The sequence below is a fragment of the Streptomyces sp. NBC_01268 genome (genome assembly GCF_036240795.1).
Taxonomy (GTDB): Bacteria; Actinomycetota; Actinomycetes; order Streptomycetales; family Streptomycetaceae; genus Streptomyces.
This window is the reverse complement of record NZ_CP108454.1, coordinates 4,645,227-4,670,657: the sequence shown is the minus strand read 5'-3', so window position 1 is coordinate 4,670,657 and position 25,431 is coordinate 4,645,227. Positions and strand designations below refer to the sequence as shown.

The 25,431-nt window shown below is 73.2% G+C and carries 26 protein-coding genes; 15 read left to right on the top strand and 11 right to left on the bottom strand.

What is annotated here, in order from left to right; translation table 11 throughout:
• Window positions 1–72: 72 nt before the first annotated feature.
• A complete protein-coding gene (locus OG309_RS20845; protein ID WP_329422934.1) occupies window positions 73–1,056 on the bottom strand; it encodes a WD40 repeat domain-containing protein in 984 nt (327 codons plus the stop codon).
• Between the two features lie 79 nt (window positions 1,057–1,135).
• Here OG309_RS20845 and OG309_RS20840 point away from each other — a divergent pair, with 79 nt between their 5' ends.
• Window positions 1,136–1,831, top strand: a complete 696-nt coding sequence (locus OG309_RS20840; RefSeq protein ID WP_329422933.1) for a GDSL-type esterase/lipase family protein — start codon at window positions 1,136–1,138, stop codon at window positions 1,829–1,831.
• A 64-nt stretch (window positions 1,832–1,895) separates the two neighbouring features.
• On the opposite strand, the gene OG309_RS20835 is transcribed toward OG309_RS20840, so the two are convergent.
• Window positions 1,896–2,309: a carboxymuconolactone decarboxylase family protein gene (locus tag OG309_RS20835; protein WP_329422932.1), complete on the bottom strand. Its 414-nt coding sequence runs from the start codon at window positions 2,307–2,309 to the stop codon at window positions 1,896–1,898.
• A 27-nt stretch (window positions 2,310–2,336) separates the two neighbouring features.
• On the opposite strand from OG309_RS20835, the gene OG309_RS20830 reads away from it, so the two are divergent.
• Window positions 2,337–2,876 carry a MarR family winged helix-turn-helix transcriptional regulator gene (locus OG309_RS20830; RefSeq protein ID WP_329422931.1) on the top strand — a complete coding sequence of 180 codons (540 nt, stop codon included), beginning with the start codon at window positions 2,337–2,339 and terminating at the stop codon, window positions 2,874–2,876.
• Window positions 2,877–2,984: 108 nt separating this feature from the next.
• Here OG309_RS20830 and OG309_RS20825 read toward each other — a convergent pair whose 3' ends face one another.
• Window positions 2,985–3,974: an aldo/keto reductase gene (locus OG309_RS20825; RefSeq protein ID WP_329422930.1), complete on the bottom strand. Its 990-nt coding sequence runs from the start codon at window positions 3,972–3,974 to the stop codon at window positions 2,985–2,987.
• A 175-nt stretch (window positions 3,975–4,149) separates the two neighbouring features.
• Window positions 4,150–4,758 (bottom strand): RNA 2',3'-cyclic phosphodiesterase, encoded by a 609-nt coding sequence (thpR, locus tag OG309_RS20820; protein ID WP_329422928.1) that lies wholly within the window; start codon window positions 4,756–4,758, stop codon window positions 4,150–4,152.
• Window positions 4,759–4,803: 45 nt separating this feature from the next.
• Between thpR and OG309_RS20815 the strand changes: the two genes are divergently transcribed.
• Window positions 4,804–5,316 (top strand): GNAT family N-acetyltransferase, encoded by a 513-nt coding sequence (locus OG309_RS20815; protein ID WP_329422926.1) that lies wholly within the window; start codon window positions 4,804–4,806, stop codon window positions 5,314–5,316.
• Window positions 5,317–5,384: 68 nt separating this feature from the next.
• On the opposite strand, the gene OG309_RS20810 is transcribed toward OG309_RS20815, so the two are convergent.
• Both OG309_RS20810 and OG309_RS20805 read right to left on the bottom strand, forming a co-directional pair.
• Window positions 5,385–6,752 carry an MFS transporter gene (locus OG309_RS20810; protein ID WP_329422925.1) on the bottom strand — a complete coding sequence of 456 codons (1,368 nt, stop codon included), beginning with the start codon at window positions 6,750–6,752 and terminating at the stop codon, window positions 5,385–5,387.
• 26 nt (window positions 6,753–6,778) lie between these two features.
• Entirely contained in the window at window positions 6,779–7,222 is a 444-nt protein-coding gene (locus OG309_RS20805) for a MarR family winged helix-turn-helix transcriptional regulator (RefSeq protein WP_329422923.1), read from the bottom strand.
• Between the two features lie 132 nt (window positions 7,223–7,354).
• Between OG309_RS20805 and OG309_RS20800 the strand changes: the two genes are divergently transcribed.
• Window positions 7,355–7,609 (top strand): hypothetical protein, encoded by a 255-nt coding sequence (locus OG309_RS20800; RefSeq protein WP_329422922.1) that lies wholly within the window; start codon window positions 7,355–7,357, stop codon window positions 7,607–7,609.
• Here OG309_RS20800 and OG309_RS20795 read toward each other — a convergent pair.
• Entirely contained in the window at window positions 7,579–9,024 is a 1,446-nt protein-coding gene (locus tag OG309_RS20795) for an NCS2 family permease (RefSeq protein ID WP_402544476.1), read from the bottom strand. The two genes, OG309_RS20800 and OG309_RS20795, sit on opposite strands and share 31 nt — an antisense overlap.
• 152 nt (window positions 9,025–9,176) lie before the next feature.
• On the opposite strand from OG309_RS20795, the gene OG309_RS20790 reads away from it, so the two are divergent.
• The 3 genes from OG309_RS20790 (at window position 9,177) to OG309_RS20780 (ending at window position 12,739) form a co-directional block, all read left to right on the top strand.
• Window positions 9,177–9,449: a DUF2530 domain-containing protein gene (locus OG309_RS20790; protein WP_329422920.1), complete on the top strand. Its 273-nt coding sequence runs from the start codon at window positions 9,177–9,179 to the stop codon at window positions 9,447–9,449.
• Between the two features lie 88 nt (window positions 9,450–9,537).
• Window positions 9,538–11,949: an HAD-IC family P-type ATPase gene (locus OG309_RS20785; protein WP_329422919.1), complete on the top strand. Its 2,412-nt coding sequence runs from the start codon at window positions 9,538–9,540 to the stop codon at window positions 11,947–11,949.
• Window positions 11,950–12,142: 193 nt separating this feature from the next.
• Window positions 12,143–12,739 (top strand): hypothetical protein, encoded by a 597-nt coding sequence (locus OG309_RS20780; RefSeq protein ID WP_329422918.1) that lies wholly within the window; start codon window positions 12,143–12,145, stop codon window positions 12,737–12,739.
• Window positions 12,740–12,749: 10 nt separating this feature from the next.
• Here the strand turns inward: OG309_RS20780 and OG309_RS20775 are convergent, their stop codons facing one another.
• Both OG309_RS20775 and OG309_RS20770 read right to left on the bottom strand, forming a co-directional pair.
• Entirely contained in the window at window positions 12,750–15,959 is a 3,210-nt protein-coding gene (locus tag OG309_RS20775; protein WP_329422917.1) for a sacsin N-terminal ATP-binding-like domain-containing protein, read from the bottom strand.
• A 150-nt stretch (window positions 15,960–16,109) separates the two neighbouring features.
• Window positions 16,110–17,039, bottom strand: coding sequence for a DUF3027 domain-containing protein (locus OG309_RS20770; protein ID WP_329422915.1), 930 nt, complete (start codon window positions 17,037–17,039; stop codon window positions 16,110–16,112).
• Window positions 17,040–17,364: 325 nt separating this feature from the next.
• Here OG309_RS20770 and OG309_RS20765 point away from each other — a divergent pair, with 325 nt between their 5' ends.
• The 4 genes from OG309_RS20765 (at window position 17,365) to OG309_RS20750 (ending at window position 20,964) form a co-directional block, all read left to right on the top strand.
• Window positions 17,365–18,744: an MFS transporter gene (locus tag OG309_RS20765; RefSeq protein ID WP_329422913.1), complete on the top strand. Its 1,380-nt coding sequence runs from the start codon at window positions 17,365–17,367 to the stop codon at window positions 18,742–18,744.
• 98 nt (window positions 18,745–18,842) lie between these two features.
• Window positions 18,843–19,322, top strand: coding sequence for a DUF2771 domain-containing protein (locus OG309_RS20760; RefSeq protein WP_329422912.1), 480 nt, complete (start codon window positions 18,843–18,845; stop codon window positions 19,320–19,322).
• Entirely contained in the window at window positions 19,319–20,119 is an 801-nt protein-coding gene (locus OG309_RS20755) for a futalosine hydrolase (protein ID WP_329428455.1), read from the top strand. The genes OG309_RS20760 and OG309_RS20755 overlap by 4 nt, the downstream gene beginning before the upstream one ends.
• Window positions 20,116–20,964, top strand: a complete 849-nt coding sequence (locus tag OG309_RS20750) for a 1,4-dihydroxy-6-naphthoate synthase (protein ID WP_329422911.1) — start codon at window positions 20,116–20,118, stop codon at window positions 20,962–20,964. The genes OG309_RS20755 and OG309_RS20750 overlap by 4 nt, the downstream gene beginning before the upstream one ends.
• A gap of 3 nt (window positions 20,965–20,967) precedes the next feature.
• On the opposite strand, the gene OG309_RS20745 is transcribed toward OG309_RS20750, so the two are convergent.
• Window positions 20,968–21,351 (bottom strand): cold-shock protein, encoded by a 384-nt coding sequence (locus OG309_RS20745; protein ID WP_132912020.1) that lies wholly within the window; start codon window positions 21,349–21,351, stop codon window positions 20,968–20,970.
• Window positions 21,352–21,516: 165 nt separating this feature from the next.
• Between OG309_RS20745 and OG309_RS20740 the strand changes: the two genes are divergently transcribed.
• Window positions 21,517–21,804, top strand: a complete 288-nt coding sequence (locus tag OG309_RS20740; RefSeq protein ID WP_329422908.1) for a hypothetical protein — start codon at window positions 21,517–21,519, stop codon at window positions 21,802–21,804.
• Here OG309_RS20740 and OG309_RS20735 read toward each other — a convergent pair.
• Window positions 21,792–22,427 carry an HAD family hydrolase gene (locus OG309_RS20735; RefSeq protein WP_329422907.1) on the bottom strand — a complete coding sequence of 212 codons (636 nt, stop codon included), beginning with the start codon at window positions 22,425–22,427 and terminating at the stop codon, window positions 21,792–21,794. The genes OG309_RS20740 and OG309_RS20735 overlap by 13 nt on opposite strands.
• A gap of 87 nt (window positions 22,428–22,514) precedes the next feature.
• Between OG309_RS20735 and OG309_RS20730 the strand changes: the two genes are divergently transcribed.
• From OG309_RS20730 to OG309_RS20720, 3 genes are read left to right on the top strand one after another with little or no spacing between them, the layout of a single operon-like run.
• Window positions 22,515–23,516, top strand: a complete 1,002-nt coding sequence (locus tag OG309_RS20730) for a FecCD family ABC transporter permease (protein WP_329422906.1) — start codon at window positions 22,515–22,517, stop codon at window positions 23,514–23,516.
• Window positions 23,513–24,589: a FecCD family ABC transporter permease gene (locus OG309_RS20725; RefSeq protein ID WP_329422903.1), complete on the top strand. Its 1,077-nt coding sequence runs from the start codon at window positions 23,513–23,515 to the stop codon at window positions 24,587–24,589. The genes OG309_RS20730 and OG309_RS20725 overlap by 4 nt, the downstream gene beginning before the upstream one ends.
• Window positions 24,586–25,392, top strand: a complete 807-nt coding sequence (locus tag OG309_RS20720; protein ID WP_329422902.1) for an ABC transporter ATP-binding protein — start codon at window positions 24,586–24,588, stop codon at window positions 25,390–25,392. The genes OG309_RS20725 and OG309_RS20720 overlap by 4 nt, the downstream gene beginning before the upstream one ends.
• Window positions 25,393–25,431 lie beyond the last annotated feature (39 nt).

Below are 25,431 nucleotides of genomic sequence, written 5' to 3'. Positions count from 1 at the left end.
GGCCCGGCGTCGGAGTCGTCCGACGCCGGGCCCTCGGCGTTCCCCGGCCCCGCCGGCCGTCCGCGTCCGCGCTCAGCCGCGCCGCAGCAGGCGCTTGACGCCGACCACGAGGACGGTGGCGCCGGCGAGGACGAGGAAGCCGAGGGTCGCGTTGCCGGGGCCGCCCTCCGAGGGGGAGGCGGACGGGGTGTCGGGTGAGCCGCCCGAGCTCCCCGACGGCTTCCCCGACGGGCTCGCGGAGCCGCCCTCGCGGTCCACCCGGATCACCCGGCTCTTCGTCCCCTCCGAGCCGAACATGAAGGCGGAGCCGTCCGGCGTGTACGTCACGGACTCCGACTGGCCCTGGAACGGCGCGCCGACGGGGGTGCCGTCGTCGCCGAGGCGCCCGTTCTTCCAGGTGTACTCCTTGGCCGTGAAGTAGCCGCGCAGCACGAGCCGGTCGCCGGACGGGGAGAAGGCCCCGTCGGTCACCCAGGGGACCTCGTCGACGCGGCGGAAGACGTTGGTGCCGGACGTGCTGAGCCGTTCGGGGCCCTGGTAGAGGCCGCCGCCGTCCTCGTTCTTGCTGGCGATGTAGACCCGGCCGGTCTTCGGATGCACCATCAGCGCCTCGGCGTTGCGGGCCCCGTCGGCGTACTTCACGTCGTACTGGGTGGCGCTGACGGTCTGGTCCTTCAGCTCCTTCGGCTCGGGGAAGCGGTAGATCCAGACGTGGTCCCAGGAGCCGTCGAGGTTGTCGCCGATGTCGCCGACGTAGATGTCGCCGTCCGGGCCGACGGAGATGCCCTCCATGTCGCGGGGGGTGCCGACGCCCTTCATCGTGAGGGTCGCCACCGTCTTGCCGGTGCGGGAGTCGACGCCGTAGACGAGCGGGGCGTCCTGGTCGTTGTGCGTCCAGTAGATGCCGGGGTGCGCGCGGCTGGCGGCGAGCCCGCTGGACTCGGTGATCCGGGGGTCCTCGATGGTGAAGTCCCGGTCGGCGTCCGCCGCCACCGCGGGAACCGCCGTGAGCAGGACGAGGGCCGCCGTTCCGAGAGCGCACAGAGCAGGTCGCATGCCCTCCAGCCTGCCACGGTGGTCCGGGTGTCGGGGATCACGTCGCAGGGCCCGCCGTCGGTCGGTGATGATGGTCGCCATGCGTTTTCTGTTCGTCGGCGACAGCATGACCATCGGACGCGCCGGCGACTTCACCTGGCGCTACCGCCTGTGGCAGCACCTGGAGACCGTCCTGCCCGGGGCGTACGAGATCGTCGGCCCGCGTACCGCGTTGTACGAGACCGGGGCCGACGCGGCCGTGTCGTACGCCTACGCCGATCCGCTGTTCCCGGCCGGGGCGCGCCGCCATCTGGCCGGCTGGGGCGAGGGCTGGCTGCACATGGCGCCGCTGATCGGCCCGACGGTGACGGCGACCGGCGCGGACGTGCTGCTGATCTCGCTGGGCCTGATCGACCTGGGTTTCTACACGAACAGCGACCAGACGGCGGACAACGTCCGCGCCTTCCTGGCCGCCGCCCGCGCGGCGAACCCCCGGGTGAGGGCCGTGCTGCTGCCCGTCATCCCGAACGTGCGGGCCGAGGACGAGCCGGCCTTCGCCGCCGAGTGCCTCCGCTTCAACGAGCTGCTCGCGAAGACGGTCGCGGACCTGGACTCGGCGGCCTCACCGCTGCTGCTCGGCTCGGTGCCGGAGTCGTACGACATCCACGCGGACACCTACGACGGCACTCATCCGGGCCCCACCGGCGAGCACAAGCTGGCGGCGGCCTTCGCCGACGCGATGCACCAGGCGTGGGGCGTGGGCGGCCCGTACCGGGGCCCGGGCGACCTGGGGTGACCGCCGCGGCGCCCGGGGTCCTGGGCCCCGGAGGCGATGTCCCTGCGGCTGGTCGTGTCGGCCATCAGGCTGCTCTCGTCAGGCGGTTGGCGAAGGTGGAGACCGTGTAGGTCCCTATGCCGAGGACGACCTCCAGGGCGTTCTGACGGGTGTGGCCATGGGCGAGGAACGCCTCCAGTTCGGCGTCGGACACCGCGCCCGAGGCGGCCAGCACCTGGAGGGTGAACCGGCGGACGGCGTCGAGCCGTTCGGGTGCGGCGGCCGGGCCGAGGGCCGCGAACTTCGCCTCGTGCATGTCGACGCACAGATGGCACTGGTTGCGGGCGGCGACGGTCAGGATGACGGTCTCGCGGGAGTGCGGGTCGAGGGTGGTCGACTCGAAGATCTCGCTGAGCTTGAGGAAGCCGTCGAGGAGGTGCGGCGACTCCTTGAGGAGGGCGACGGCTCCGGCGGTACGGCTGGACAGGTCCTGCGGCAAGGTGACTCCCCCGATACGATGGACAACATGGTTGACCATGTCGTTGAGGAAAACGTAAACCAGGTTGTCGATCCGCGCAAGGGGGTTCCCGGGGCCGTCCCCGACCCGCCGGGCTTCGAGCTGCCCCTGCTCCTCTTCGCCGGCTTCCGCACCCTCATCGACCGCGTCCACGCCGAACTCGCCCGCCAGGGCCACCCGGACCTGCGCCCGGCGCACGGCTACGCGCTCCAGGCCATCGGTCCCGGCGGCTCCACCGCCAGCGACATCGGGCGCCGCCTCGGCGTCTCCAAGCAGGCCGCCGGCAAGACCGTCGACCGGCTCCTCGCCCTCGGCTACGCCGAACGCACCGACGACCCCGCCGACGCCCGCCGCAAACTGGTCCGCCTCACCCCCCGCGGCATCGACGCCCTCACCCGCTCCGCCGCCGTCTTCGACGCCCTCCGCGCCGAATGGGCCGCCCGCCTCGGCCCCGACCGCGTCCGCGACCTGGAGAACGCCCTGCGCACGGTCGTCCCCCCGGGCACGACCTCCCGCCTCGACGCGACGAGCTGGCTGGGCGGGGCCTGACACCCCAGGGCCCGCCGGGGCCGGGCGGGCAGCGGAAGGGCCGGCCGCTCCCGCCGCGAACAGCCCGGCGAGAACGGTCGGCCCATGACCCGCGCACTCAGGACGACGTCACCAGGCGAAGGCCTCCGGCGACGGCCCCGGGCCCGGGAAGACCTCGTCCAGGCTGGTCAGGAGCTCCTCGCCCAGCTTCACGTCCAGGGCGCGCAGGGCGCTCCGGAGCTGCTCCACGGTGCGCGGGCCGATGATCGGGCCCGTCACGCCGGGGCGGGTGAGGAGCCACGCCAGGGCGGTCTCGCCCGGGTCGGCGTCGTGCTTGTCGAGCAGGTCCTCGTACGCCTGGAGGCGGGCGCGCGCCGCCGGGTCGGCGAGCACCTCGGCGGCCCGGCCGGTGGCGCGCCGGCCGCCCTCGACCTCCTTGCGGACGACCCCGCCGAGCAGGCCCCCGTGCAGCGGCGACCAGGGGATGACGCCCAGGCCGTACTCCTGGGCGGCCGGGATGACCTCCATCTCGGCGCGGCGCTCGTAGAGGTTGTAGAGGCACTGCTCGCTGACCAGGCCGACCGTCCCGCGCCGGGCGGCGGTCTCGTTGGCCTGGGCGATCTTGTAGCCGGGGAAGTTGGACGAGCCCGCGTACAGGATCTTGCCCTGCTGGACGAGGACGTCGATCGCCTGCCAGATCTCCTCGAAGGGGGTCAGGCGGTCCACGTGGTGGAACTGGTAGACGTCGATGTGGTCCGTGCCGAGGCGCTTCAGGCTGGCGTCGACGGCCCGGCGGATGTTCGCCGCGGACAGCTTGTCGTGGTTGGGCCAGGCCGCGCCGTCGGGGCCCATGTTCCCGTAGACCTTGGTGGCGAGGACCACCTTGTCGCGGTGGGCCGGGTCCTTGGCGAACCAGGAGCCGATGATCTCCTCGGTGCGGCCCTTGTCGTCACCCCAGCCGTAGACGTTGGCGGTGTCGAAGAAGTTGAGCCCCGCGTCGAGCGCGGCGTCCATGATCGCGTGACTGGTGGTCTCGTCCGTCTGCGGTCCGAAGTTCATGGTGCCGAGGACGAGTCGGCTGACCTTGAGTCCCGTGCGTCCGAGCTGCGTGTACTCCATGGGCGTCAAGCCAACGCCTTCGAGTGCGCTCGAAGCAAGCGCCTTCCGGGACGCCCGCGGGGTTCGCCGCAGCGGCGGCTCAGCTCACCACGGACGCCACCGCGATGATCGCGAACATCAGTACGAGCACGCCGGCCATGATCCGGTTTCGGGTCTTCGGGTCCACCCTCCGAGACTAACCCGGACCGGCCCGGCCGCTGTCCCGCCCCCGCCCCGGCCCCGCTCCTCCCAGCGCCCATGTGTCCAGCGTCTCGTACCGCGGGCGCTCTCCCGGCGTGCCGCCGACCGGCAGGTTGCTGCGCACCAGAGCCAGCTCCCCGACCTCCCAGCGGGTCCCCTCGAAGGCGTCCAGGGCGGCGACGAAGGGCCGCAGGTCCAGGTCCGCGCGGGAGCGGGCGACCGTCAGATGGGCCTGGTAGCGGCGGTGCTCGTCCATCGGGACGCCCGCCCGCCGGGCCGCCGCGTCCGCGCGCTCGGCGAGCAGTCGCAGGTCGTCCAGGTCACCCGCCGCGCCCGCCCACAGCACCGCCCGCCCGAAGTGCCCGCCCCCGTGCAGCCGGAGCGGGAAGGGCGCCGTGCGGTGCGCGGCCCGGCCGAGCCGCGCGCGCAGGTCCGGCAGCAGCTCCTCGTCGACCTCGCCCATGAACGCCAGCGTGAAGTGCCAGCCGGGCCGCGAGGTCCAGCGCAGCTGCCCGGCACCGGGCAGTCCGGCGAGCAGGTCGACCTCGGCGGCGAGCTCGGCGAGCTGCGCGGGCGGCGGTACGACGGCAGCGAAAAGCCTCATACGGCGAGTGTGGCAGGGAAGGAGCGGGGGACTAGCCTCTGCCGGATGAACACCGCGATCAAGATCAGGAAGGGCGGGGTGTCGGACGTCCCCGCGATGCTCACGATCCTCGACAGCGCCGTCGGCTGGCTCAACGGCAAGGGCATCACCGCCCAGTGGGGCACCGAGCCGTTCAGCTCGCGCCCGAAGACGGTGGAGCTGGTCGAACAGGTCGCCACCGAGGGCGTCCCGTGGATAGCCGAGATCGACGGGGTGCCGGCCGGGACCCTGACCCTGACCCCGCACCCGGGCGCGTACGTGGCGCCCGCCGGGGAACCGGAGTCGTACGTCCGCTTCCTCGCCACCGACACCCGCTTCCACGGGCACGGCGTCGGCGCGGCCCTCCTCGCCCACGCGGCCGAGGAGACGCGCCGCCAGGGCGTCTCGCTGCTCCGGGTGGACTGCTTCGCGGGCAGCGAGGGGCGGCTGGTCGCCTACTACGAGCGCCAGGGGTTCACGCGCACGGAGGAGTTCGTGGTGGGCGACTGGCCGGGGCAGGTGCTGGAACGGCGGGTCTGAGCGGAAGCGGCACGACGGGGAGGGGGCGGGTCCGTCCGGACCCGCCCCCTCCCCGTCGGCCGCGCGGACTACGCCGCCGTCACCAGCCGCTCCCGCGGTACGAAGCGCACCTGCGGGTGGCCGCGACGCCAGCCCAGGGCCACCTTGAGGCCGCCGACGCGGGCCAGGACCAGGCCGATGGCGGCCGCCGCGGCCAGGGAGACCAGGCCGCCCGCCGCGAAGCCGACGCGGGCGCCGTACGTGTCGGTGATCCAGCCGACCAGCGGCGCGCCGATCGGGGTGCCGCCGGCGAAGACCATCATGTAGAGGCTCATCACCCGGCCCCGCATCGCCGGGTCCGTCGCCATCTGGACCGCCGAGTTCGCGGTGATGTTGACCGTGAGGCCGATCATGCCGATCGGCACCAGGAGCAGCGCGAACAGCCAGAACGACGGCGAGAGGGCGGCGGCGACCTCCAGGGCGCCGAAGACGCCCGCGGCGATGACCAGCATCCGCAGCCGGGTGGAGCCCCGGCGCGCCGCGAGCAGGGCGCCCGCGAGGGAGCCGGCCGCCATCAGGGTGTTGAGGAAGCCGTACGCGCCGGCTCCGACGTGGAAGACGTCGCTGGAGAAGGCCGTGAGCCAGATCGGGAAGTTGAACCCGAAGGTGCCGACGAAGCCGACGAGGACGATCGGCCAGATCAGGTCGGGTCGTCCCGCCACGTACCGCAGGCCCTCCCGGAGCTGTCCCTTGCCGCGCGGGGCGCGCTCCACCTTGTGGAGCTCACTCGTCCGCATCAGCCAGAGCGCGGCGAGCGGGGCCAGGAAGGAGAGGCCGTTGATGAGGAAGGCCCAGCCGCTGCCGACGCCGGCGATCAGGACGCCCGCGACGGCGGGGCCGATGAGCCGGGCGGACTGGAAGTTCGCCGAGTTCAGCGAGACCGCGTTGCGCAGCTGGTCGGGTCCGACCATCTCGGAGACGAAGGACTGCCGGGCCGGGTTGTCGACCACGGTGACCATGCCGAGCAGGAAGGCGATCAGGTAGACGTGCCAGACCTGGACCTGCCCGGAGAGGGTGAGGACGGCGAGGGCGAGGCCGCAGAGGCCGAGCGCGGCCTGGCTGATCAGCAGCAGGCGCCGCTTGGGGTAGCGGTCGGCGATGACGCCGCCGTACAGCCCGAACAGCAGCATCGGCAGGAACTGCAGGGCCGTCGTGACGCCGACGGCCGCGGCGGAGCCGGTGAGGCTCAGGACCAGCCAGTCCTGGGTGATCCGGGCCATCCACGTACCGGTGTTGGAGACGATCGCTCCGGTGAAGAACAGCCGGTAGTTCCGGATCGAAAGCGAGGAGAAGGTGCCCTTTCGGGTGCCCCTTTCCTTGCTCCGGCGGGTGCGCGGGTGCGCGTAGGTGTCGGGTTTGTGGACGGGTGCGGAGTCTGCTCCGGGTCCCGTGCTCAAAGTGCGTCGCCTCCTCGGCTGCGGGGTCAGAGATGGGCGAGCTTCTCCAGGACCGGGGCGGCTGCGCGCAGCTTGGCCCATTCGTCCTCGTCCAGACCCTCGGCGAGGGAGGCCAGCCAGGCGTTCCGCTTGCGGCGGGACTCGTCGAGCATGGCCTCGGCCTGCTCGGTCTGGCGGACCACCTTCTGGCGGCGGTCGTCGGGGTGCGGCTCCAGCCGGACCAGTCCCTTGGCTTCGAGCAGCGCGACGATGCGGGTCATCGACGGCGGCTGGACGTGCTCCTTGCGGGCCAGCTCACCAGGGGTGGCCGAGCTGCAGAGCGACAGGGTGCCGAGCACCGACATCTCGGTGGGGCTCAGCGATTCGTCGACGCGCTGGTGCTTCAGGCGTCGGCTCAGCCGCATCACGGAACTGCGGAGCGCGTTCACGGCCGCGATGTCGTCGGCGGCGCCGTGGGACAGGTCAGGCATAGTCCTTAGAGTAACTCATTACTCTTCCTAAAGACCAATCGAAAACGTGTAGCCGCCAACTGTCACCCGAACGAGTGAGGTCCCTCCGGAAAGTGACGCACGGAGGCCTTCCGTGGCGCGACCCTGACGGGCATGGAATCGACCGTGTTCAGCCTGCGCCTCGACGGAGAGCTGCTCGAACGGCTCCGCGGGCACGCCGCCAAACGCGGAATGAGCGTCCAGGACTATGTCGTCCGGACGCTCATTCGCGAGGATTTCGACGAACGGTTCAAGACCGCCGTCGACGAGACGGAGAGGTTCTACGGGAAGGAGGCGGGACCCGGGGAGCCGGCCGCGCCGGCCGCCCCCCGCGCGCCTCACATCAGGCCGAGTGCCGGCATCGCGTAGTAGAAGACGAAGACCGCCGACACGACGTACATGGCCACCGGGACCTCACGGCCCCGGCCGGCCGCCAGCCGCAGCACGCTGAACGAGATGAAGCCGATGCCGATGCCGTTGGTGATCGAGTACGTGAACGGCATCATCACCATCGCCAGGAAGGCCGGCACGGCGATCGTGTAGTCGCTCCAGTCGATCTCCTTGATCGAACCGGCCAGGATCAGGAAGCCCACCGCCAGCAGGGCGGGGGTCGCCGCCTGCGAGGGGACCATCGTCGCCAGCGGCGTGAGGAAGAGCGCGACCGAGAACAGCGCACCGGTCACCACCGAGGCCAGACCCGTGCGCGCGCCCTCGCCGACGCCCGCCGTGGACTCCACGAAGCAGGTGGTGGCGGAGGACGAGGTGGCACCGCCGGAGGCGACGGCGAGGCCGTCGACCAGCAGGACCTTGTTGATGCCGGGGAAGTTGCCGTCCTTGTCCATCAGCTTGGCCTCGTCGCCGACGCCGAGGATCGTGCCCATGGCGTCGAAGAAGCAGGACAGCAGCACGGTGAAGACGAACAGGACGCCGGTCAGGACGCCGACCTTGGAGAAGCCGCCGAAGAGGCTGACCTGGCCGACCAGGCCGAAGTCGGGCGAGGCGACCGGGTTGCCCGGCCACTCCGGGGTCGTCAGGCCCCAGGACGGGATGTCGGCCACCGCGTTGATCACCATGGCGACGATCGTCATCACGACGATCGAGATGAGGATCGCGCCCGGCACCTTGCGGATGATCAGGGCCAGGGTCAGCAGGGTGCCCAGGACGAAGACCAGCACCGGCCAGCCGGTGAGGTGCCCGTCGGCGCCGAGCTGGAGCGGCACGGTGGTGTGCGCGGCGTCGGGGATCCGGGAGACGAAGCCCGAGTCGACCAGGCCGATGAGCATGATGAACAGGCCGATGCCGATCGCGATGCCCTTGCGCAGGCCGACCGGTACGGCGTTCATGACGCGCTCGCGCAGCCCCGTGGCGACCAGCAGCATCACGACCAGACCGGCGAGCACGACCATGCCCATGGCGTCCGGCCAGGACATCTTCGGCGCGAGCTGGAGCGCGACGACCGTGTTGACGCCGAGACCGGCGGCCAGGGCGATCGGCACGTTGCCGATGACGCCCATCAGCAGGGTCGAGAAGGCCGCGGTCAACACCGTCGCGGTGACCAGCTGGCCGCCGTCGAGCTGGTGCCCGTACATGTCCTTCGCGCTGCCCAGGATGATCGGGTTCAGCACGATGATGTACGCCATCGCGAAGAAGGTGGCGAGACCGCCGCGGACCTCGCGGGCGACGGTGGAGCCGCGCTGGGAGATCTTGAAGTAGCGGTCGAGGCCGGAGACGGGCCCTTCGGGGGTCTCCGGGGGCATGGCCTTGGCGGGGGCCGTGGTGCTCATGGGGTTCCTCTTCGGAGGTTCAGAGAAGTCCTTTTTGGCGGTTCATACGAAGGGAACCCGCCAGAGGCAAACCGTTTCAGTATGAACACATGAACGAGCGAGCGTCCATCTCCGCGCGTAGATACGCATTCGGGCCACCTAGACTGACCCCCATGGCGAAGTGGACAGCGAAGCACGAGGCACCCGAGCCCCTCGAGGGACCGGTCGTCGCCACCATCACCGGCGGCACGATCCTCTGGTTCGTCCTGTTCCTCGTCCAGGTCCCGTTCTACGGCTGGTTCGACGACCGGGACCTCGCGTGGTGGGTGTGGACCTGCCTGGCCGGCGCCGGCCTCGGCCTGATCGGCATCTGGTACGTGCGGAAGCGGGACGCGGCCATCAAGCGGCACGCGGCCCGGCAGGCGGCCCAGCCGCCCGCCTCGTAGTCCCAGGGGACCATTCCCCTCCTCCCCCGGTCTGATCTTCGGACTTCTCGGCAGGTGTGCGCCCCTTTCCCCCCGTACCGTCGAAACCATGACGCAGCGGGCGAAGATCGACACGGACGGCGGGGGCACCGGACCGGCGGCGGAGCCACCCGTCGTGCACCGCCCCACGGGACTGACCACCGCCGAGGTCGCCGAGCGCGTCGCCCGCGGCGAGGTCAACGACGTCCCGCTGCGCAGCTCCCGCTCCACCGCCGACATCGTCCGCGGCAACGTCTTCACCCGCTTCAACGCGATCATCGGCGTGCTGTGGGTGATCATGCTCTTCGTCGCGCCGATCCAGGACAGCCTCTTCGGCTTCGTGATCATCGCCAACACCGGCATCGGCATCGTCCAGGAGCTCCGCGCCAAGAAGACCCTCGACGGGCTCGCCGTCATCGGCGAGGCCAAACCCACCGTCCGCCGCGACGGCGCCGCCACCGAGATCTCCACCTCCGAGATCGTCCTCGGCGACCTCATCGAGCTCGGCCCCGGCGACAAGGTGGTCGTCGACGGCGAGGTCGCCGAGGCCGACAGCCTGGAGGTCGACGAGTCGCTGCTCACCGGCGAGGCCGACCCGGTCGTGAAGAAGCCCGGCGACCGGATGATGTCCGGCTCCTTCGTCGTCGCCGGCGGCGGCGCGTTCACCGCCACCAAGGTCGGCCGCGAGGCCTACGCGGCCCAGCTCGCCGAGGAGGCCTCCCGCTTCACCCTGGTCCACTCCGAGCTGCGCACCGGCATCTCCACGATCCTCAAGTACGTGACGTGGATGATGATCCCCACCGCGATCGGGCTGGTCATCAGCCAGCTCGTCGTCAAGGACAACGACGTCAAGGAGTCCATCGCCCGCACGGTCGGCGGCATCGTCCCGATGATCCCCGAGGGCCTGGTCCTGCTCACCTCCGTCGCCTTCGCGATCGGCGTGATCCGGCTCGGCCGCAAGCAGTGCCTCGTGCAGGAGCTCCCGGCCATCGAGGGCCTCGCCCGGGTCGACGTCGTCTGCCTCGACAAGACCGGCACCCTCACCGAGGGCGGCATGGACGTGACCGGCCTGCGGCTCCTGGACGGCGCCGACGAGAGCTACGTGCGCAAGGTGCTCGGCGCCCTCGGCGAGTCCGACCCGCGCCCCAACGCCTCCCTCCAGGCCGTCATCGACGCCTACCCGGACTCCGTGGACTGGCGCTGCACCGAGTCGCTGCCCTTCTCCTCCGCCCGCAAGTACAGCGGCGCCGCCTTCAGCGAGGGCGACGGCGAGAACTCCACCTGGCTGCTCGGCGCCCCCGACGTGCTGCTCGCGCCCGGCGACCCGTCCCTGGGCGAGGTCGACCAGCTCAACGAGCAGGGCCTGCGGGTCCTGCTGCTGGCCCGCGCCGCCGCCGAACTCGACTCCCCGAAGGTCGCCGAGGGCGCCCGCGCGACCGCGCTCGTCGTCCTCGAACAGCGGCTGCGGCCCGACGCCGCCGACACCCTCGCCTACTTCGCCGACCAGCACGTCACCGCCAAGGTCATCTCCGGCGACAACGCCGTCTCCGTCGGTGCCGTCGCCGGCAAGCTGGGCCTGCCCGGCGCCGCGAGCACCGTCGACGCCCGCACCCTGCCCGCCGAACGGGAGGCCATGGCGGAGGTCCTCGACGCCAACGCCGTCTTCGGCCGGGTCACCCCGCAGCAGAAGCGCGACATGGTCGCCGCGCTCCAGTCCCGCGGCCACACCGTCGCCATGACCGGCGACGGCGTCAACGACGTGCTCGCCCTCAAGGACGCCGACATCGGCGTCTCCATGGGCTCCGGCTCCGAGGCCACCCGGGCCGTGGCCCAGATCGTCCTCCTCAACAACTCCTTCTCGACGCTCCCGTCGGTGGTCGCCGAGGGCCGCCGGGTCATCGGCAACATCACCCGGGTCGCGACGCTCTTCCTCACGAAGACCGTCTACTCGGTGCTCCTCGCGATCCTCGTGGTCTGCTCCCAGGTCGAGTACCCCTTCCTGCCCCGGCACCTCACCCTGCTGTCCACGCTGACCATCGGCGTCCCCGCCTTCTTCCTGGCCCTCGCCCCCAACAAGGAGCGCGCCAAACCCCACTTCGTCCGCAGGGTGATGCGGTACGCGATCCCCGCCGGCGTCGTCGCGGGCGCCGCCACCTTCGTCACCTACCTGCTGGCCCGCCACTACTACACGGGCCCCGACGCCCTCGACGCCGAGACCAGCGCGGCCACCCTCACGCTCTTCCTGGTCTCCATGTGGGTCCTGGCGATCATCGCCCGCCCCTACACCTGGTGGCGGATCGCCCTGGTGGCCACGATGGGCGGCGCGTTCCTCCTCGTGCTCGTCGTCCCCTGGCTCCAGGACTTCTTCGCCCTGAAGCTGGTCGGCGTGACGATGCCGTGGACGGCGGTCGCCGTCGCCGCGGCGGGGGCCGCGGTCCTGGAGTTCGCCTGGCGGTGGGTGGGGCGCAGGTTCCCGGCCTGAATCCGCCCGCCGGGCCGCCCGGCGTCGGCACGACAGGCCGCGTACCCCGTGAAAGACTGAGAACACGCGGGGTCACCGGGGGTGAGGCCCGCGGACCGGACCTCACCCGCGGCCCGCGATCGTCCCTCAGCACACTCGCCTCGGCAGGGGCGCGCCCGTGGCGCGTTCCTCGTTCCAGAGGGAGGACCCCGAGATGACCACGACGAACATCAGGCGGGGGCTGCCCCCGCGTGTCAGCACGACGATGGACCTGGGCGACGACCACGCCCTGCAGATCCTCGACTTCCCCAACGGGATGCGGGCGGTCGTGGAGGGCGGCCGTGCCGTCGAGCAGTACCCCTCCACCCCCGGCAAGATCGACGCCCCGCCCGAGGTCGGCGAGCAGTCGAGCGGTGAACGCACCGGCTACGACGAGGCGGTCGTCCGCGACGCCGGCGAACAGCAGTGGTTCAAGGACACGTTCTGCAACGGCGCCCAGGCCTGCGTACAGGGCTGGGACTGGGCGATCTGCGGAACCGTACGGGACGTCGGCTTCGCGACCGGCATCGCCATGGTCGGCAGGGAGGGCACGCGCAACGCCACCCTCTTCGTCGACGTGTGGGAGTGCATCTGCGTCGGCCCGTTCTGTCTCGGCGGCCACGAGTGCTTCTGGATCGAGAACTGGCGGGGCGCCGTCGTCCCGGGACACTGGATCTCGGTGAACACGACGGCGCCCGACCACAAGTACCTGCGGTGGCGGCTCGAAGGCGCCGGAGGTGACACGCAGGTCAGCCTGGCCGCCAAGTACTGACCGCGCGGCCTCAGTCGAACCAGCGGTCCCTCGCCAGCTCCGCCGTCCGCGACGGGTCCTCCAGGAGGGCCGCCACCTCGAAGCGGCGGGGCCACTGCCCCGCCGCCCAGGCGAGGCCCGCGGCGACGCCCTCCAGGGTGGCGGCGTGGATGACGCCGTCGGGGGTGCGGCGCCAGTCGAGTTCCGTGCCGGCGGCGCGCAGTTCCTCGTGCTCGACGTAGCTGGCGGGGGTCGCCGGGCCGAGCAGCGCGTGCACCGCCGACGGGACCTCGTGCTCCTCGCCGACCGTCGTGACCTCGGCGTCGACCGCCTCGCTGAGCCGGCGCACCTGGAACAGCTCGGCCAGTTCGGCCGCCCGCGCCGGGGCGACCGGGAGCAGCGGCAGGCCGCCCGCCAGCGGCAGCAGGTCGGGTGCGTCGGCGACCAGCGCATCGGCCGCGTCGACGACCACCAGGGCGCCGTCCAGGACGGCGCGCAGCTCGTCGGGGAGGGTGACCTGGTCCGGGTCGAGGTCGGCCAGGGCCGTGTACAGGGCGTGGAGTTGGGCGCCCGACACCTCGCGCGCCGGGTCGGCCAGCCGCGCCAGGAGCTCGGCGGCCCCACCGGGCTCGTCCAGGAGCACCGGGACGGACGTCCGTACGCCCAGGGCGCGCAGGACCTGCTCGTCCTCGAAGCCGGTCGCGTCGGCCGCGTCGTACAGGCCGATCAGGAGCGGGTCCGTGCCCGCGGCGCGCAGTCCGGCGGGGCGCCGCCCGTCGAGGACGGGGTGGTCGCGCAGCCACCAGGCGGTGTACGAGCGGACGGTCTCCGTGGTGCCGTCCGGCAGCAGCACCCGCACCGGCTGGGTCAGCGCGTCCCGCAGCGGCGGGCGGGCCAGCAGGGCGAGGGCCTGCGGCCAGGCGTCGTCGTCGACCAGGTCCAGGTCGCGTACGGCGACGATCTCCGTCGCGACCGGCGGCACCGGGGTCTCCGGCAGGCGGTCCAGGACGTCCTCGCACCACACGTCTACGGCGTCCAGCAGCCCCGCGTCGTCCGGCTCCGCGAAGTCGCCCTCGCGCGGCTCCAGCTCGTCCGGGTCGAGGACCAGGTCGGCGGCGCGCACGAGCGTGAAACCGGCGAGCACCCCGCAGGCGGCGAGCGGCTGTTCGCCCCAGCGGTCGGCCAGCTCCTGGTCGACCAGGGCCAGTTCGCCCTCCCGCATCACGGCGGCGAAGGCGGACCCCGGCATGACCAGCTCCCCGGCCGGGGCCGTTTCGCCGTCCTCGTCGGGCAGCGCGAGCGCCCCGAGCCACGGCTCGTCGCCGGGGGCCAGGTCGGCGTCCCGGACGAGCGCGAGGACCGTCTCGGCGAGCTCCTCCGCGTCCAGGGTGTCGGCGTCCTCGTCCCAGATCTCCCCCGCGTCCAGGGAGGCCGCGACGGCCGCCCGGACCTGCGGGGTCGTCAGCACGGCCCGGGGCGTGGCCGGGAGCGCGCCCAGCTTCTCCAGGAGCGGGTGGGCGGCCTCCGGGTGCGCCACCTTCAGGCCGAGCCGGGTCAGCTCCGCCGGGGTGCGCTCCTGCGGCAGGAGGACCTGCCGGGGGCCGATGGTGGTGCGGATCCGGGCGGGCTGCGGGGCGGCGTCGTCGAGCTCGTCCGCGTACGGGTCGGAGCGGTGCTCGGGCTCCTCCGGCGCGGCCAGCGGCACCGGGAGCCCGGACAGGCGGTCCGGGTCCACGCCCGCCAGCGAGTCGTACAGGCGCCACCACCAGGACGGCGCCCGGTCGACGCCGGCGAGCCGGTCGACCGCCTCGGTCAGCGGCACCCGGCCGACGCCCAGGGTGCGCAGCTCCACGCGCCGTTCCAGGCCCGCCGGGAGCAGCGTCGGGAACACCTCGGCGAGCACCTCGACCGTCTCGGCGCCCGCGCCCTCCACGACCTCCGCCTCGATCGGGCGCAGCGCGGGCAGTTCCTCGGAGGCGGTCGCGGGGGCGAGGAACGCGACCCGGGGCAGCCGGTCCAGGACCGCGGCGCGCAGCGCGCCGTCGAGGGGACCCTTGCCGAGCGGGCCGGGCACGAGATCGAGGGTGGCGGGGGTCACCGGCTGCCACGCGGCGAGGAGTTCGGCGTACGCGTCGCCCGCCCGCTCCACCAGGAAGTCGGTGAGCGGCCCCGGCGCCGGGTGCCGGCGGGCGGTGTCCAGCGGGAACGAGGCGATGAGCAGGGCGGGGATGCCGAGCGGCTCGTCGGTGGGGGTGGGGGCGTGCACGACGCCGGCCGTACGGGGGTAGCGCGGGGCGCCCTCCCCGTCCACGGGCACGGCCCAGGTGACCGACCAGTGCGGGCGCAGCCGCTCCTCGACGGGCCGGTCCTTGAGCAGGGCCGGGTCGAGGGGGCCGCCGTGGCTGACGGTCCGCCACCGGTGGGTGCCGGCCGCGCGGTCGGCGGAGTCGTCGATGTGGACGTACCCGTCGCCCTCGCCCCGCACCAGGGACCGGACACCGGCCGCCGTCTCGACGACGACCTCGGTGAGGCCGGGGAGGGCGAGCAGCAGGGCGTCGTCGATCGAGTCGAGCAGGCGTTCGGCGAGGTCGACGGCGGCGGAGTCCCGCAGGGGCAGCACGACGACCGTGTCGTAGCCCTCGGGCGCGGTGCCCTCGGCCGGCAACGGGAGCCGCAGCAGCGGTACGTGGCCGTCGCGGCGGCGCAGTTCGTCGCCGAGGCCGGGGCTGTACCGGGCCGCGTCCGCCGCGAGCTCGCGGGCCTCCGCGAGGGACCAGCGGACGCCGCCGTGGCGGCCGAGGACGGCGGGCTCGTCGGTCACCGCGAGAACGGCGGCGAATCCGACGCCGAACCGTCCCACGGACGCGGTGTCGCGCTCGGTCCGCTTCGCGGACGCGCGGAGGGTGGAGAGGCTCTCCACGCCGGTGGCGTCCAGCGGTGCGCCCGTGTTGGCCGCGGCGAGGACCGCCGGGCCCTCGCTGTCCGCCGGGTGCAGGGTGAGCCGCAGGCGGCCGGCGACACCCGCGCGGGCGGCGGCGTCGGCGGCGTTCTGGGCCAGCTCGACGACGAGCCGGTCCCGGTAGCCGCCGAGGACCAGGTCCTCCTCGGCGTTGGCGTCCTCCCGGAACCGGGCGGGCCCCGCACCCCACGCGTCGAGCACGCCTCTGCGGAGCCGTGCGGTACCGAAGGGGTCGGTTCCGTCGGTCGACGTCCTGACGCTGACGCTCACGTCTGACTCCACTCTGCGGGACGGGGAACTGGCCGGGGCCCGAAGGTACCGCGCCGTGCCCTGCCCGCCGCGCGGGGGCACGTCAGGGGGCGGGGGGCGCGCGGGGGCACGGTCACGCCCCCGCGGCCCCTGCGCGCCGCGTCCCGCACCGGCCCCCGTGGGCTAGGAGTGGCCCAGGTCGTCCGAGGTCGTGTCGGGCTCCGTCGTGGAGCCCGAGTCCCTGGCCGGGCGGAGGGGGAAGGCGTCCGTGGCCATCGAGTCCAGGACCGGGGGCGCCGGACGCGGGGGCTTCGGCATGACCGCCGCCTCCGAGTGGCCGCCGCAGCCGTACGACAGGGAGACCACCCGGCCGTCCGCGGGCGAGAACTCGTTGGCGCACACACCGAACGCCTGCTTCAGCGATCCCGCCATGGGCACCAGGAAGGCGCAGGAGACGCAGGTGGCGGGCGCCGCCTGGGCCATCGGGGTCTGCGGGCCGAACGCCTCGTCCCAGCGGTCGGCCGCGACGTGCAGGCCGTACCGGGACAGGACGCGGGCGCGCCGCATCCCGAGCTCCTCGGCGACCGCCGAGATCGCGCCCCGGGACGGCGTACGGGACACGATCTCCGCGTCCTCGACGTCCAGGTGGTCGGCCAGCTCCTCGGAGACCGCCGAGTTCGGCGGCGGCGCGTCCTCGCCCGAGTAGCCGGGCTCCAGGCGCGGGTCGTCCTGCTCGGTGGGGAGCAGGTCGCCGGGGCCCATGTCGCCGGGCCGCAGGCGCTCGCTCCACGGCACCCACTCGGGCGCGAGGAGGGCGTCCGAGCCGGGCAGCAGGACGGTTTCGTCCAGGGTGATGTTCTTCGCGCGGGAGGCGCGGGTGACCGTCACGGCCCACCGCCAGCCGCGGTAACCGGGCTCCTTGCACTCGAAGAAGTGCGTGACGACCCGGTCACCCTCGGCGATCGCCTCGATGTGCTCCCCCACGATGCCGGGGGCGGCCGCCTCCTCGGCGGCCTCGCGGGCGAGGTCTACGGCCTCGACGCAGAGGCGGTCGGGGGTACGCGTGGCTCGCGGGGTACGCGGGGTACGGCTTCGCGTCGTCGCAGCACTCACAGGTCTCGCTTCTCTCCTACGCCGTCTCACGGGTGCGCCGGCCGAGGAGCGGGAGCGAAGTCCCGGGTCGTGGGCGGAGCGGACCAGAGGGCCGCATCGACGTCCACGCCCGACATGACTCGCGCGTCTCGGGCACACCTATCGCCATCCATTCTGCGGGATGCCGAAGAGGCGCGCGGCCGAGAACATCCGCCGGTGACGCGCTACGCACGCTACCCTCTCCGCCGCCCGCCGCCCACCTGCCCGTACCAAACGGCCCGCATCGCGGACGTCCTCCGGGCCGCGCCACGGTTCGCGAGAGGGGCGCGTGGGGCACTATGACGGAGTGGCAGCCGCACGGTCTTCCGCACGATCCCACGATCCTGCCGGGCCGCTCAGCCGAGCGGGCCGGAAGGTCGGGCGCGCCCTCCACCTGCCCTTCACCGGTACGGCCAGGGGCATCCGGCGGGCCACCCACGCCCACGGCGCGGGCGAGTCCGGCCTGGGCAAACTGATCGAGCTGCACGCCGTGAACGGCGCCGGCGACGTCATGATCACCGTCGCCCTCGCCACCACGGTCTTCTTCGCCGTGCCCACGGACGAGGCGCGCGGCCGTGTCGCGCTCTACCTGGGCATCACGATGCTGCCCTTCACCCTTCTCGCCCCCGTCATCGGCCCGCTCCTGGACCGCATCCCGCACGGCCGGCGCGCCGCCATGGCCGGGGCGATGCTGACCCGGGCGGTGCTGGCCATCGCCATGTCCGGGGCCGTCGCCACCGGGGGGATCCAGCTCTACCCGGCGGCGCTCGGCGTGCTCGTGGCCTCGAAGGCGTACGGGGTGGTGCGCAGCGCCGTCGTGCCACGCCTGCTCCCACCGGACTTCTCCCTCGTGAAGGCGAACTCCCGGGTGACGCTCGCCGGACTGCTCGCCACCGGCATCGCCGCGCCCGTCGGCGCCGGGCTCCAGCTGATCGGCCCGGCCTGGCCGCTGTACGGGGCGTGCGCGCTGTTCCTGCTCGGCACCTTCTGGGCGCTGCGGATGCCGCACAAGGTCGACTCGGCGAAGGGTGAACGGCGGGCCCACCTGCTGACGCACGGCGAGAAGAAGCCGAGTCTGCGGACGGTCGGCCCGTCCGTCCTGCACGGGCTCCAGGCGAACGCCTCGCAGCGGATGCTGTCGGGTTTCCTGATCTTCTTCCTGGCGTTCCTGCTGCGCGTGCACCCCCTGTCGGGGCAGAGCGCGGCGGTCTCCCTCGGCATCGTCGGCGTGGCGGCGGGCGTCGGCAACGCGTGCGGGACGGCGATGGGCTCCCTGCTGCGGGACCGGGGGCACGGGCCCGAGGTGATCATCGCCACCATGGTGTCGGTGGTCCTGGCCACCGCGATCTGCACGGCGATCTTCTTCGGCGGCCTGATGGTCGCGGTCCTCGGCGCGGTCGCCGGCCTGACCCAGGCCCTGTCGAAACTGTCCCTGGACGCCCTGATCCAGCGCGACGTGCCGGAACTCGTCCGCACCTCGGCGTTCGCCCGTTCGGAGACGGCGCTGCAGATGGCGTGGGTGGTGGGCGGCGGGATCGGCATCGCGCTGCCGCTGAACGGGACGCTGGGGATGGCGGTGGCGGCGGGGATCCTGGCGGTGGGGGCCTCGCTGTCCGTGCGGGGGCTGCTCGCCGCGGCGCGGCGGCAGAAGGGGCGGGGCGGGGCCGCGAAGGCGCGGGCGGCGTAGCGCGCGGGGTGGGACGAATGCACACAACGGGTCGCTCCGGCGGCGGCACGCCGTACCCCCGCGTGGCGAGGGCGCGGCGGCCCGATAGCCTTCGGCCCATGACCGTTGCGTTCCTCACCCGCAAGCGCCGCCGGGCCGTCGTGGCCATCGGGGCCGTCTCCGCCGGGCTCCTCGTCCTCTCCGCCTGCGACAAGCCGACGCCGCTCGCGACCGTGACGGTCGGGACGGAGTCGGTGAACTCCGAGGCGGCCTGCTACAACGACGGCGACCCCATCAAGGAGTCGCAGATCCCGGCCTGCCTCAACAAGAAGGCCGAGAAGTCCATCACCGTCGAGTCCGACGACAAGATCCGCTTCGGCGTCGACCCGGAGATCGCCGAGAACGGCTGGACGATCTTCCTGGGCGGCCAGCAGGCCGAGCCGGAGCCGTACAAGAAGACGTACCGGACCATCCCGGCCAGCGCCTTCTTCTCCAGCCAGTCCGGCGAGGCGACGAACAAGACCCAGGTCACGATCGTCGAGAACACCGGCAAGTCCGTGACCGGCATCTGGCACTTCGAGCTGAAGAAGAAGTCCTGATCCACCGGATCCTCATCGTGACCGCCGTGGCGGCGGAGGCCGACTCCGTCGCCGGCGGTCTCGCGTCCGCCGGGCCGGGCGAGGGCGAGTCCCCGCTGCCCGGCGGCTTCGTGCTGCGCCGCCACGCGCGGGCCGACGTGCTCGTCGCGGGCGTCGGTCCCGCGGCCGCGGCGGCCGCGACGGCGACGGCCCTGGCCTGTGCGCCCGCCCCGTACGCGCTCGTCGTGTCGGCCGGGATCGCCGGGGGTTTCGCCCCGCACGCCCCGATCGGGGCGGTCGTGGTGGCGGACGCCGTCGTCGGCGCCGATCTGGGGGCGCAGACCCCCGAGGGGTACCTGCCCGTCGACGAGCTCGGCTTCGGCCGTTCGGCGCACCCGGTGGCCGGGGAGCTCGTCGCGCGGATCTCCGGCGCGCTCGCGGACGGCGGGCGGCCGTGCGCCGTCGGCCCCGTCCTGACCGTGTCCACCGTCACCGGCACCGCCGAGCGGGCCGCCGAGCTGGCGGCGCGTCATCCCGGGGCCGTCGCCGAGGCGATGGAGGGCTTCGGGGTGGCCGAGGCCGCCGCCGCCCACGGCCTGCCGGTCGTCGAGGTCCGGGCCGTGTCCAACGCCGTCGGCCCGCGCGACCGCGCCGCCTGGCGCATCGGTGAGGCACTGGCCGCGCTGCGGGACGCCTTCGGCCTGCTCGACCGGAGCGTCTTCCCGGCCACGGTCGGGACCGCCGCCGAGGCCGCTCCCCCGACCGCTCCCGCCACCACCCCCGTTCCCGCCCCCGTGGAGTCGGAGTCCCCGTCGTGACCAAGCTGAAGATCGCCTACTCGCCCTGCCCGAACGACACCTTCGTCTTCGACGCCTGGGCGCACGGACGGGTCCCCGGCGCACCCCGCCTGGACGTGACCTTCGCCGACATCGATCTCACCAACGGCTGGGCCGCGGACGGCGAAGCCCCGTACGACGTCCTGAAGGTGTCCTACGCGGTGCTGCCGTGGGTCCTCGACGAGTACGCCCTGCTGCCCTGCGGCGGGGCCCTGGGGCGCGGCTGCGGCCCGCTGGTGCTGACGCGGGAGCCGGGCGCGGACCTGACCGGGAAGACGGTCGCGGTGCCGAGCGAGCGTTCGACGGCCTACCTGCTGTTCCGGCTGTGGGCGGCGGACCTCGTCCCGGGCGGGGTCGGCGAGGTCGTGGTGCTGCCGTTCCACGAGATCATGCCCGCCGTGCGCGACGGCAAGGTCGACGCGGGGCTCGTCATCCACGAGGCCCGCTTCACGTACGCGAACTACGGCCTGCACGCGCTCGCCGACATGGGCGAGCACTGGGAGCACACCACCGGGCTGCCCATCCCGCTGGGCGCGATCATCGCCAAGCGGTCCCTGGGCGAGGAGACCCTGCGGCTGCTCGCCGAGTCGGCGCGGACATCGGTCCGGATGGGCTGGGACGACCCGTCCGTCTCCCGCCCGTACGTACGGGAGCACGCGCAGGAGATGGACCCGAAGGTGGCCGATCAGCACATCGGTCTCTACGTCAACGAGTTCACCGCGGACCTCGGCGAGACCGGTTACGCGGCGGTGCGCGGGCTGCTCACGCGCGCCGCGGCCGAGGGGCTCGTGCCTCCCCTCGGCCCGGACGCGCTGCGTTTCCCCTAGCTCCTAGACGTCCAGCTGGTCGGCGACGGCCCGGAGCAGGCCGGCGATCTTCGCGCCGTGCACCTTCTCGGGGTAGCGGCCGCGCTCCAGCATCGGCGTGATGTTCTCCAGGAGCGTGGTGAGGTCCTGGACGATGGACGCCAGTTCGTCGGGCTTACGGCGCTGCGCCGCGGCGACGGACGGGGTCGGGTCGAGAACCGTCACCGAGAGAGCCTGGTCACCGCGCTGCCCGGCGACCACGCCGAACTCGACGCGCTGGCCCGGCTTCAGGGCGTCGACGCCGTCCGGGAGCACCGACGAGTGCACGAAGACGTCGCCGCCGTCGTCGCGGGAGAGAAAGCCGAAGCCCTTCTCGCTGTTGAACCATTTGACCTTGCCGGTAGGCACGTCCGTCCTCGTCCTCGTACTCGATGGGGGCGCCGGGATTCCGGCTCGGAAAGAGATACAGCGGGTCACTGATCGCGGACCCGCCGGCACCAAGGCTAATGGGATCGGGCCCGGTGACAAGACGTCGCCGGACTGTTGTCCGCGCCTGGGAACTACCCTGGCCGAATGCGTAGTGAAACCCCCTCGGCCGCCCCGGCGCCCACGGACGACAGCGCGCCGGGTGACGGCCTGGTCCGCGCCGGCGCGATCGTCTTCATCGTCGGAGCGGTGGCGACGCTGGTCACGGTGGCTCCGCTGTTCCTCGGAACGGAGCCGTTCCCGACCGTCGCCTACCTCGTCTCGATGCTGATGGGCGTCGGATTCCTCGTCGCCGGCGCCGGAGTGCTCCGCTCGATCACCGTCCAGCGCCGCCGGGCCCGTGCGGTTCAGGCCGCGACGGTTCAGCCGCGGTAGCCCTCCCACCAGGCACGGAAGTCCGTCAGGTCGGTGAGGACGACGTCCGCGCCGGCCGCCTTCAGCTCCTCGGGGGCGCACGGGCCGGTCGCCACGGCGACCGAGAGCGCGCCGGCGGTCGCCGCCCCGCGCACGTCGCCGACGTGGTCGCCGACGTACACCCCCGCGCCGTGGGCGCGCAGCGCCTCCGCCTTGCCCTCGGCGAAGAGCCCGCCGACGACGGCGTCGGGCTCGATGCCGAGGTGGGCGAAGTGCCGCTTGGCCTGCGGCTCGTTCTTGGCGGTCACGACGATGGTCCGGCCGCCGGCCTCGCGAACGGCTTGAATCGCATCCATCGCACCCGGCATCGGCACCGTCGGCTCGATCGCGTGGACGCCGTAGAACTCCCGGTAGAGGGTCGCCATCTCCGGCACGCGCTCCTGCGGGAACCAGTGCGCGAGCTCGTGCTCCAGCGGCGGCCCGAGCCGGCTGACGACCAGGTCGGCGTCGATCGGGACGCCGGTGGCGGCCGAGAAGGCCTCGAACGCGGCCCTGATGCCGGGGCGGGTGTCGAGCAGGGTCAGATCGAGGTCGAAGCCCACCGTCAGGGGGCTCAGCGGGCTCTGCGCGTGCGTCGTCGTCATAAGGGTCATTGTGCCCGGGTGTTCGAATAGGCCCGCTGTCTAGACTTAGCCAAGCCTTACCGAACCTCGTCCCTCTGATGGGTGTACATGACCGCCCCACGTACCCGGCGCGCCGTCGCGACCAGCGCGGCCGTCGCCGCCCTGCTGCTCGCGATCCTGCTGAGCCTCGCGGTCGGCGCCCGCGCCATCCCCCCGTCCACCGTCGTCGACGCGCTGCTGCACGGCGCCACGAGCCCCGACGCCGAGGTCGTACGGCAGCTGCGGGTGCCCCGCACCCTGATCGGCCTCATGGTCGGCGCCGCGCTCGCCCTCGCCGGGACCGCCCTCCAGGGCATCACCCGCAACCCGATCGCCGACCCCGGCATCCTCGGCATCAGCCAGGGCGCCTCCGTCGGCGTCGTCCTCGCCATCGCGTTCGCCGGAGTGCACTCGCTCACCGGATACGTGTGGTTCGCCTTCGCCGGCGCCGCGCTCGCCTCCGTCGCCGTGTACGCCGTCGCCTCCCGGGGGCGCGGCGGCGCGACCCCGGTGAAGCTGGCGCTCGGCGGCGCCGCGATCAACGCGCTGCTGCTCTCCGTGACGACCGGCGTCCTCACCACGAAGGCGTCCGCCCTCGACGAGTTCCGGTTCTGGCAGATCGGCTCGCTCGACGGCCGGGACGCCGAGATCGTCGCCCAGCTCTGGCCCTTCCTGCTGCTCGGCACCGTCCTCGTGGTCTCCGTCGCCCGCGGCCTGGACGCCCTCGCGCTCGGCGAGGACGTCGCCAAGGGGCTCGGGCAGCGGGTCGCGACCGTGCGGATCGTCGGCGGCCTCGGCGCGACCGTGCTGACCGGCGCCGCCGTCGCCGCCGCGGGCCCGATCGCCTTCGTCGGCCTCGCCGTCCCGCACATCGCCCGCGCCGTCGTCGGCAGCGACCACCGCTGGGTGCTGCCGATGGCGGCGCTCATCGGACCGGTCATGCTGCTCGTCTCCGACGTCCTGGGCCGGATCCTCTTCCCGCCGGGCGAGGTCCCGGCGGGCGTGATGACGGCCCTGATCGGCGTGCCGTTCCTGGTGACCCTGGTCCGGCGCAAGGCGGTGCCCGCGTGAGCACCCTCTCCCGGCCGGTGCGCCCCGGCTCCGTCCGCCCCGCCGGGTACGGACTCGTACGCGCCGGGCGCGCGTCCTTCCTCGTGCACCGGCGCTCCGCACGCGTCGCCGCCGGACTCGTCGTCCTCCTGGCAGCCGTCTGCGTCGCGTACCTCTGCGTCGGCGAACGGTTCGTCGCCCCCACCGAGGTCCTGAAGATCCTCGCCGGGCAGCGCTCGCCCTCCGCGTTCGTCGTCGAGGACCTGCGGCTGCCGCGGCTCGCCACCGGCCTCATGGTCGGCGCCGCGTTCGGGATCGCCGGCGCCCTCATCCAGACCGTCGCCCGCAACCCGCTCGCCAGCCCCGACATCATCGGCATCAGCCAGGGCGCGGGCGCGGTGACCGTCGCGGCGATGACCTTCGGGCTGGCCTCGTACACGGTCCTGCCGTACCTCTCGATCGCCGGCGGAGTGCTGGCCGCCGCGCTCGTGTACGTCTTCGCCTGGCGCGGCGGGCTGCACGCCACCCGCTTCGTGCTCATCGGCATCGGCTTCGCCATCGCGCTGCGCTCGCTGACCACCCTGTTCATGACCAAGGGCGACTACCTGGTCGCCCAGCAGGCCCAGATCTGGATGACCGGCTCGCTCAACGGGCGCGGCTGGGACGAGTCGCTGCCGCTGCGCGTGACGCTGCTCGTGATGCTGCCGGCCGTGCTGTGGGCGGCCCGCGCCCAGCGGACGGTCGCGCTCGACGACGACACGGCGACCGCGCTCGGAGTGCGGCTCGGACGGGTCCGGCTCGGCCTCGTGGCGGTGGGCGTGATCCTGGCGTCGGTCGCGACGGGCGTCGCCGGGCCGGTCGACTTCGTGGCGCTGCTCGCCCCGCAGATCGCCCGCCGGACCACCCGTACGGCCCAGATCCCGCTCCTGGGCTCGGCGCTCATGGGCGCGCTGGTCGTCGTCGCCGCCGACCTGCTGGGCCGGCGGCTCTTCTCCCCCGTCGAACTGCCGGTGGGAGTCCTCACGGCGGCGGTCGGCGCCCCGTACCTGATCTGGCTGATCATGCGCAGCCGTGGAGTAGGAGGCAGATCGTGAGCAGGCTGGCCGCGCGGGAGCTGACCCTCGCGTACGAGGAGCGGACCGTCGTCCACGAGCTGGACCTGGCGGTCCCGGACGGCGAGGTCACCGTCATCGTCGGCCCCAACGCGTGCGGCAAGTCCACGACGCTGCGGGCGCTCGGGCGGCTCCTCAAGCCGAAGGGCGGGGCCGTCCTGCTCGACGGCGAGGAGCTCGCGAAGATCCCCACCAAGCGGATCGCCCAGTCCATCGGCCTGCTCCCGCAGACGCCCGTCGCCCCCGAGGCGATCACCGTCGGCGACCTCGTCGCCCGCGGCCGGCAGCCGCACCAGGCGTGGTGGAAGCAGTGGTCGCAGGAGGACGAGCGGGCGGTCGTCGACGCGATGGAACGCACCGACGTCGCCTCCCTGGCCCAGCGCTCGGTGGACGAGCTGTCCGGCGGGCAGCGCCAGCGCGTGTGGATCGCGATGGCCCTCGCGCAGGAGACCGACCTGCTCCTCCTCGACGAGCCCACCACCTACCTCGACATCGCCCACCAGGTCGAGGTCCTGGACCTGGTCCGGCGCCTCAACCACGTCCGCGGCCGCACGGTCGTCCTCGTCCTCCACGACCTGAACCAGGCCGCCCGGTACGCCGACCACCTGGTCGCGATGAAGGCGGGCCGGGTGGTCGCGGAGGGCGCCCCGGGCGAGGTCGTCACCGCCGAGCTCGTACGGGAGGTGTTCGGGCTGGAGTCGGTGGTGGTCCCGGATCCTGTGACGGGGTCGCCGCTGGTGGTGCCGGGGGCGCCGTGGGGGGCGAAGGTCGCGGACACCGCCTAGTCCCAACAGCGCAGCACCGGCTGCGGCCCTCCCACCCCG